Here is a 9,468-nt window from a genome sequence, read left to right as displayed (position 1 = left end):
TGCCCGTCCAAAAAGGACGGGCAGGACGCCCATCCCACAATAACAATTAAAATTGTAAGTTATTTAATTCGCGCTCCAAATGAGCGTTTCACGGAGTGATAATCGCTTTGGGCTACATACATATTTGGCTGCTCATCTACTTATTTAGGAATAGGTTGTTCCCGAAATTGTGCGTGGGATATCAACATATAATACTTACAATGACTAATCACAGTTTAGTAAAAAAGTCAAGACAGTTTCATCAATTCCCTTTAGTTTCAAAGGCTTGTATTTAACAATGCGATTTTCCTCAACATAATCTGCAACCGCCGCCGAAATTAGCACCGTGTTTGGTTCCGTCACCTCTTGCAAGCGGGCAGCAATATTCACGCTCGGCCCGATCGCAGTATAATCCGATCGATCGGGGCCGCCAAACATCCCCACCACCGCAGTACCCTGGTGAATTCCGCAGCGAAACCGCACCGGAGGGACGCCATTTTCCCCAACAATTCCCTGCTCCAACCAGCCCTTGTTAAGCTCCTTGAGAGCTCCCAGCATTTGCCCCGCAGCAGCCACAGCGCGGCGTACTTGCTCATTAGGCGTTAATTCCTCCGGCGCGCCAAAGAAAGCCATTACCGCATCTCCAACAAACTTGTCCACCGTACCGCCACTGTCAAAAATAGCCTTAGTCATTGCCGCCAAATATTCATTTAACAGCTCAGCTACCCGGCGCGATCGCAGCGTATTTGCCATTTGAGTAAAACCGACAATATCGCTAAACAAAATAGTAATCAATCGCGGTTCCGGGCGCAAATCCAAGGCCAAATCTCCAGCCGCTGCGGCCTTCACCATCGCCGGCGGCAAAAATCGGCGCAGCACCGACTCAGTTAAATAACTGTTCAACTGCTGCACTCGCCGCTCGTTTTGTTTGAGGGCGATCAAATTCCGCACTTCCGCCAACAATTCTCGATCGTTAAAAGGCTTGGACAAATAAGCATCCGCACCCCGTTCTACTCCTTCAATTCGAGTATCTTCGTCGGCTTTAGCAGTCAGCAAAATTGCCGGAGTTCCCTGTAATTCCTCATCCTCTCGAATCATCTTAATCAAATCCAAGCCCGAAATCAAAGGCATCATCAAATCCGTTATAATTAAATTAGGGCGACGTTTTTTAGCCACGGCAAATCCTTCTTCTCCGTTGCGGGCGAGCAAAACTGCAAAGCCGGCATCTCGGAGAATTGCTGACACATAAAAGCGCAAATCTGGATTGTCGTCCACCACCAAAACCGTTCCCACTGCTGTTTCCGATCGGACAGGTTGGAGCGACTCAAAGTTATGATTTTCAGCCTCATTTTCTGATAAATCCGCCTCCACATCGGCCAGTTCCACCGCAGCTTTCGATGAGTGAAACTCCGCAGGTATTTCTAGTACCTGTTCCGGGGGCAAGTGCGTCGAACCAAAGTGCAGCCAAACGGTAAAAGTAGTACCTTCGCCGTAAACTGACTCAACTGAAATTTGACCGCCGTGGAGTTCGACTAATTCTTTGACAAGTGCCAAACCTAAACCGCTGCCTTCGTAGGAACGACTAGCTGAACCTTCGGCTTGGTGAAATCGCTCGAATAAATAGGGAATTTGTTCGGTGCGAATGCCGATACCCGTGTCTTTTACTTGCAACAAACAGTGAGCGCCGGCAGATTCAACTTTCAGGGTGATAGTTCCGCCTTCTGGGGTGAATTTAACAGCATTTGATAGCAGGTTGTAAATAACTTTGTCAAATCTTTCCAAGTCCAAATAAAGTAAAGGACATTCTTGCAGTTGGGTAATTAAGTGCAGTCCTTTTTTCTCGCAGTAGGCGCGGAACGACTCTGCGGTAGAGTAACAGAAACCGACCAAATCGCAGGGGCGAAAACTCGGCTGCATCCGTCCGGCATCTAGCCGCTGCAAGTCCAGCAGTTGATTTACCAAGCGCAGGAGGCGGCGGGAATTACGCAAAGCGATTACGGCTTGTTCGTAGGGTAAGTCTTCTTTACGCCTGCAAGCTGATTCCAGAGGGCCGATAGTTAGAGTTAGAGGCGTGCGGAACTCGTGGGAGATATTTTGGAAAAATTCGGTTTTGAGCCGATCGGCTTCCAGAAGCCGTTCTGCCTGCTGTCTGGTAGTCTGGTAGAGGCGCGACTGCTGCACGGCTAGAGCAGCTTGAGTTGCGACTATTTGGGCCAGGTCAATATCTGAGATGTTCCAGCGGCGGATGCTGTGATTTTGGCGCAGCGAAATGCTGCCGATGATTTTGCCTTCTGAGAGCAAGGGAACGACTAACAGGGCGCGGGCTGGCGATCGAACTTGCAGTTCTGTAACATTTAATTCGGGGTGTTCGTCGAGGTCTTCGATCGCCACCGGCTCTTTTGATACCATAACTTGCAACAACAGCGGATTGCCCCGAATCGGCACCAAAGACTGTGGCAAAGAAGGATGGGCAAAAACCCAGGCGCGAGTGTTAGCAGCAGCATCACCAGAATCCGTCTCGTAGCCCAGAGGGTTCGCAACTAGCTCTGGATTATCAAGAAAACCCTGTTCTACAGCCACGGTATCCCTATCTGTGTCGTATAGCCCCACGCATTGGACGTATTCATCATCTTCTGTCCACAGAGATAGGGCGCAGCCGTCAACTTGCAAAGCTTGGCCGAGTTGTTGAGTAATGGCTGCAAAAATATTTTGGGGATCGAGACTCGATCGAATTGCCGTAGTAATAGTATTGACTAAGGCCTCGCGCTTGGCCAGCGCCCGCACCTGTTCGTAAGCCCGGGCTTGAGAAAGCGCCAAAGCCGCTTGGTCTGCCACCGTAATTACCAACTGTACCTCGTGGTCTTGCCACTGGCGCGGTTCCTCAAACTGATGCAGCGCCAAGACTGCCATCAGTTCGATTTTGTAAAATAGCGGTACGATCAAGCTGGATCGAATATTCGCAGCTTCGTAAGCCTGCTTTCGCTGTGGATTATCCCAGTTTAAAACTCGATCGTCAGTTTGGGCATCTTGAATCACCTCCACATCCAGAGTTTCCCAAACCAAATCCGGCAGCAAATCCGGGGAGAGTTCGGCAGCAGAAGCATCACCGGGCGTGACTTCCTCATCGCCCCCCACACCTTTAGTTTCTGCCTTCTGGTAAACGAACCACTCATCGGCCACCCGGCCGTCTTGGAACGGCCGCAGCAGACAGCAACTCACCTCAAACATCTGCCCGACAGTTTCCACAATTCTTTGCAGCATTTGCTGGTAATTGGGAGCCGATCGGATAGTATTGGTAACGGCATAAAGCAGCGATTCTTGGCTCAAAGCACGGCGCAGTTCATTGGTGCGCGTTTTCAGAAGATTGTGAGTCTCAACAGCTTGACTAACAAGATTGATCAGCTCTTGAGCATCCCAAGGCTTGGTAACGTATTTGAATACTTTGCCAGCGTTAATAGCTTCAACTAAATCTTCAACATCCGTATAGCCAGTTAAAATAATTCGGATCACGTCGGGGTACTGAGCCGCCGTCAGGCTGAGAAACTCCGTACCGCTCATTTTTGGCATTCGCTGGTCAGAGATAATCACTGCTACTTCTCCCTCTTTTGCCAAAATTTCGAGAGCAGCGGGGCCAGATTCGGCTCTGAGCACTTTATAGTCTCGATGGAAGGTGCGGTAAAGCAAGTCGAGGTTATCCGGTTCGTCATCGACTATCAGAATTTTTAGCTTAGGATTTTCTTGGGAATTCATGCACCGTTCTCCTGTGCCCCGGGGCTGTTCGATTTAATAAGTCTGATTAAAGGAAGAATTCGCCGATTTAAATTGCTGAAGTCATACCATTTTCGATTCTCGACCTTCGATTTTCGATTGCGAATGACTCCTGACATAAGGATTGGGAGTTTGCCTAGGTCGCCATTATTTTGGGAAAATGGTATCACAATAATTCGTGAATATGAATTTGTTGTAAGTATGCCGAGGCAAGCATCAACCTTGATTTTTGATGTCTGGGTTTTCAATTCGGAATTCTTCTGAGCCACAGTTATCTGTCGTGCACCCCAATTTTATTATTCAACGATCTTCACATAAACTCGTCTCCCGATAAATTTCTTTCACCCCTTACCTTGAGGCCGCCGGAGATCAAACACAAATCTGGCCATTTTAACTGCCGTCTGGATATCTCAGAATACAGAGGAATAACCGTCTTGATTGTGAGTTGATTAGCCAAATTTATGTTTGCTCCTGCCTCCTGGGAATATTTTATTTGGTATGTGAAAGCTGCCTGCAGCAAAATACTATAGACAACCAACATCTTCGCCTGTGTTTTTTCCCACAAGTAATAGCAACTTTAACAGTCAGCCAAGGATAGCGACCACCATCGGGCCCTGAACCCCTGACTGATATTCGGGGGTGGCCCACAGACCACAGAGGTGTCTGTGGGAGTGACGCAATTGCTGTACCATTTTAGTTAGACTTGCACTTTTTTCCCCGATATCGGCATTTTTTGTGCGTCCTGCAGGCCAACGCCCAAGCTAATTACTGCGGCGAAACACCGCAAGTTTGAGCATCCATCTGTTAATCTTAGCTAGGGATGTACTCTGTGGAAACCGATCGGTCGATTTTAGATTTTAGATTTTAGATTTTAGATTTACTCCACAGATGAATCGGGGAGCTTGAACTAGGGTCTAAAATTTTGATCTCTCCACGACGAGTGTCGGTGGCTTGTATCTGTTTTTGGGCAGGGTCAATCAGCTCGATCGAGGTTTTGAAGGTCTCGCGCGCAGCAGAGTATCGAACCGACGGGGAAAACCCCTGCAGACTGTTTCCAGGCATCCAAATTTAAATTGGACGTTGGAAAAGTACCAAGTAGCTCAACAGGTAAGGCCGGTTCGATTGGGGACGGGCGATGGATAGCCCAGAACTGCTGAAAGCTGGGGTGCCAGGCCGGGGGGCGGCGGGGAACATCCGACGCGCCAGCGATCCCAGTGTTAGTATGGTCAGTCGTTGAGTTTTTCAACTACCGCTTGACGGATAAATTATATTCGATCGGGTATTTCAATAAGCAGAGAGCGGTAGGATTTCGGGAACCTGACGTTAAAACCTTTGTGATTGTTTTTAATACCTTGCCCGCTAAGCTGTCGCGCATTTAATTTGTAAGCTACCGTTTACTTAAACTCTTGTGATGCCGGCAGAAAGCCAGGGATCGAGCTTCAATTTAAAGGCAAAATAGCTGAGCCATAAATCTAGTATTAGGGGATGAGTTTTATTTTTTCATAACTAGAGTATTAAATGCTAAAAATTTTCCATTTACCTCAAATGCTACTTAAAGTCCATCGCCAAAAAATGTAATTTAATCTGGCTAATAAACTATGCCTATAAGTTACGTTATAAGAGCAGTATAACATCAGTAAATTTTCTAAGATGGTAGCTTAGAAACCCGCGTAAAAAAAATTAATATAGTGGCCTGGCATTGTGAATCCTTCATTTTTTTCCTCACCATCTCACCAACAACAAACTCCCGGACTTTCTGGTTTTTCGATCCGGGTGGCTGCGCCCAACGACTTAACGCAGCTAGCGGATATTTTAGCCATGAGCTTTCACTCTCGCGAGGGGTTTGTAGAATGGGTGTATCCAGTGTTGCGTTTGGGCATTTACGAAGATTTAAAAAATCGACTGCGTTCTAAAGCAGAACATTACATTTGTCTGGTTGCTGAGCTAGTCTCGCGCGAGGAGGGAACGCAGAATTATCGATCGCACCGAGCTCAGCGCATAACAGGAACAGTAGAAATGGCTTTACGTTCTCGCTTTCCTTGGCAAATCCCTAATTCCGACTATCCTTATTTGTCGAATTTAGCCGTTCACCCAGAGTACCGGCGACAAGGGGTTGCTCAACAATTGCTCAGCAACTGCGAGGAGACAGCCAAAGAATGGGGATTTTCTGAGATTTACCTCCACGTTCTGGAAAATAATCACCCGGCGCGACAGTTGTACTATCAGGCGGGCTATCGCTTGCAACAGGTGGATTGGAATTGGACTGGTTGGCTGTTGGGCCAGCCGCGCCGCCTGTTTTTACGCAAGCAGATTTCGCTATCCTAAGCTAAGTATTTGAATTGATTATGGGGAATTGGGGCTGCGCCAAGAAAATCGAATTAATCTGCGTTAATCTGTGTTAATCTGCCCTCATCTGCGGTAAAAAAAGAAATTTTCTCAAACCGCAGATGACAATGGATTGACGCTGATTCACGCCGATAATAAGAGATTTATGAATAATCCCAAGGCTAACTGATTTGATATTATACCGAATCCGGCTGGAATACACCCTTATTTTTTAGCATTTTAGAGAGGAACAAAAGGCAACTGTAAGAACGAGGTCAAGGGCCGATCGCTACAAAGTTTCTAACCCGGATTGAGTATTGGGAGGAACGCCACAGCAGATCCGAACTGCTGTGGCGTTTTGTTCGCCAGAACAGGAGACTTTCGCCGCCAATTCTAGAGTTCAGAGAGATTTGGTAGGAAATCCGAGGAGCCGATCGCCCCGTTAACCCCAACCAGATTTGCTAGAACCCGATCGGTTCCTGCTACTTGCAGCAACGTACCGTTCGGAGTGGCGCTAAATTGCAACTGCTGGAAACTCAGGCCGTCGGTCAAAACCAACTTATCGACGCCTACCTCGAAGTTAATCACAGTATCAATGCCACCATCAGCACTCAACACATATCGATCGCTCCCCGTGCCTCCAATTAAAGTATCCTCGCCCAAGTCGCCAAACAGCCAGTCATCTCCAGCGCCCCCATTGAGCAGGTCGTTATCTTTACCACCAATCAGAGTATCGCTGCCAGCATCTCCGTTGATAGTATCTTGGCCTTCGTTGCCGTAGAGCAAGTCATCGCCGTCACCGCCATTGATGCAGTCTTGCTGGTCGTTTGCCCCCACCGAGACAGCCAGGTTATCAGCACGATCGCCATAGATGGTATCGCTGCCCTCGTCACCGCAGAGTTCATCGCTGCCGTCACCGCCGTAAATCAAGTCGTCACCCCGATCTCCGTGTATGAGGTCGTTAGCTTTGCCGGCGTAAATCAAGTCATTGTCTTCACCGCCGGCGATGGTATCGTCACCCTCATCGCCGAACAGCACATCAGCACCGATGCCACCAACAAGCAAGTCTCGGCCGCCAACATCTTGAGTTCGACTTCGAGCACCGCCGTACATGGTGTCGTCGCCGCTGTCGCCGACAAGGGTATCAGAGCCGAGCTCGCCCCAAATCAGGTCATTATCTTTGCCACCCCAAACACCATCATTGCCTTTACCTGCTTGCACCGTATCATTACCGTGGCCGCCGCCGAGGATGTCGTTGCCACTGCCACCAAAGAGCAAGTCTTGTTCCCCGATATCCCCGATGGACTGGGAACTGCCACTGTCGCCGAGCACAGTATCGGCTCCTTCACCGCCGTAGAGGGTATCGGAGCCTAATTGACCGTAGATAATGTCATTGCCTTTACCTCCGTAAGCGCGATCGTTATCTTTGCCTGCAACCAGCGTATCGTCGTCTTGTTGGCCGTGGAGGAAGTCGTCACCGAAGCCTCCGTAAAGCAAGTCGCGTCCCTGGGAGTCGCTGGCTCTTTGGTCGCGGATTCCCCCAAACAAGCTGTCGGAGCCGATGCCACCAAACAAGCTGTCGGAGCCGAGTTCGCCCCAAATCAGGTCATTTTCTTTACCTCCAAGGGCAATATCGTCACCTTTGCCGCTATGGATGGTATCGTCGCCCTCGTTGCCGTTAATCAGGTCTCCAGCCTCGCCTCCGAAGATCAACTCGCGAGCATCGTCAGGACTCTGGGAGTTGTTCTCCCCGGTGTCTCCGAGAATCGTATCCGCACCTCGATCTCCAAACAGAGTGTCCGAGCCTAAATCGCCGGCAATCCAGTCGTTCTGTTTGCCTGCAAATACGATATCGTTGCCCTCGTCTCCGTAAACAATATCGGAGTCAATGCCCCCAAAAATCGTGTCATTGTCTTCGTTTCCGTAAATTTCGTCCGCGCCGTCTTCACCTAAAAGCAGGTCGTTGCCTTCAAAACCGACGATTTTTTGGTTGCCTTTGGTGTCTGCGATGAAGTCATCGCCGTCGGTTCCTTTGGTGGTTTGTCCCTCGGAAAATTGTGAAATAGGCCGGACAAATCCCACAGCAGGTGGTTGCTGCGGGGGCGCAAAGTTAATTCCCGGTTTTTCAATAATGGGCGAACATTGACAGTCGGTATCTGCTTCCCCGATCGGATTTGAGACGATCGGCGGTGGCGGCATTGGTGTGGGAGTTGACCCAACCGGCCGCAAGATAGCGACAAAAGTAGCGGGAGCGGGACTGATGGCACCGCTGTTGTCTGTGGCGCTATAGGTGAAAGTGGCTCCTGTAAAGTTGCCTGTGGCTTGCAAAAATAGTTGCTGTAACTGTTCTGGCGTCAGGACTTGACCTAGTGTGACGGGTACGCCCCCGCCCAAAGCTGGATCTCCTAAAAACAGGACTGCTTGGTCTGGTGAGGGCAGGCTGTTGATGGTGTAAGAGACGATCGACCCGTCGGGGTCGCTGCCTCCCAATCCCGTGACTAACTGGCTGCTGTTGGGCGCGAGGCGGGAGTTGGCATTGTTGGCAACTGGCGGTTGGTTGTCAGTTGAAAGTATGGCCGCGACAGTAGCGACAGCGGGACTGGATGCGCCGCTATTGTCTGTCGCGCTATAGGTGAAAGTGGCTCCTGTAAAGTTGCCCGTCGTGAATAAAAACAGTTGCTGTAACTGTTCTGGAGTCAGGACTTGACCGGGTGTCACGGGTACGCCCCCGTTGGCTGGATCTCCTAAAAACAGGACTGCTTGGTCTGCAGGAGGCAGGCTGTTGATGGTGTAAGAGACGATCGACCCGTCGGGGTCGCTGCCTCCCAATCCTGTGACTAACTGGCTGCTGTTGGGGCCGAGGCGGGAGTTGGCATTGTTGGCAACTGGCGGTTGGTTGTCAGTTGGAGTTGGAGTTGTGGGACTTGTGGGAGTTGGCACTATCAGTCCATCCACAGTAGCCGTAGCAGGGGGACTGATAGCACCCCTGTTGTCTGTGGCGCTGTAGGTGAAATTGGTTCCTGTAAAGTTGCCCGTTGTGAAGAAAAATAATTGCTGCAACTGTTGAGGAGTCAGGACTTGGCCTGGTGTCACGGGTACGCCCCCGTTGGCTGGATCTCCTAAAAATAGGACGGCTTGGTCTGCTGGGGGCAGGCTGTTGATGGTGTAAGAGACGATCGACCCGTCGGGGTCACTTCCTCCCAATCCTGTGACTAACCTGCTGCTGTTGGGCCCGAGGCGGGAGTTGGTATTGTTGGCCAATGGCGGTTGGTTGTCAGTTGGAGTGGGATTTGTTGGAGTTGGAGTCGGTGTGGGATTTGTTGGAGTTGGAGTCGGTGTGGGAGTTTGCCCATCGGCCCGCAAGATAGCCGCGACAGTAGCGACAGCGGGACTGGA

The 9,468-nt window shown here is 49.9% G+C and carries 3 protein-coding genes; 1 reads left to right on the top strand and 2 read right to left on the bottom strand.

Going from position 1 to position 9,468, the window contains the following annotated elements; translation table 11 throughout:
- Positions 1–204 precede the first annotated feature (204 nt).
- Positions 205–3,729, bottom strand: a complete 3,525-nt coding sequence (locus tag QUA50_RS28440; protein WP_333052933.1) for a response regulator — start codon at positions 3,727–3,729, stop codon at positions 205–207.
- Between the two features lie 1,719 nt (positions 3,730–5,448).
- Between QUA50_RS28440 and QUA50_RS28435 the strand changes: the two genes are divergently transcribed.
- A complete protein-coding gene (locus tag QUA50_RS28435) occupies positions 5,449–6,072 on the top strand; it encodes a GNAT family N-acetyltransferase (protein WP_333265656.1) in 624 nt (207 codons plus the stop codon).
- Positions 6,073–6,465: 393 nt separating this feature from the next.
- On the opposite strand, the gene QUA50_RS28430 is transcribed toward QUA50_RS28435, so the two are convergent.
- Positions 6,466–9,468, bottom strand: a 3,003-nt coding sequence (locus QUA50_RS28430; RefSeq protein ID WP_333409715.1) for a calcium-binding protein, incomplete at its 5' end; no start/stop codon positions are given.

It is taken from the genome of Microcoleus sp. M2_D5 (genome assembly GCF_036701935.1).
Classification (GTDB): Bacteria; Cyanobacteriota; Cyanobacteriia; order Cyanobacteriales; family Microcoleaceae; genus Microcoleus.
This window is presented reverse-complemented; position numbering and strand designations above follow the sequence as displayed.

Coding starts and splice junctions, on each gene's coding strand:
- QUA50_RS28440 (WP_333052933.1), bottom strand. CDS start 3,729: ATGAATTCCCAAGAAAATCCTAAGCTAAAAATTCTGATAGTCGATGAC.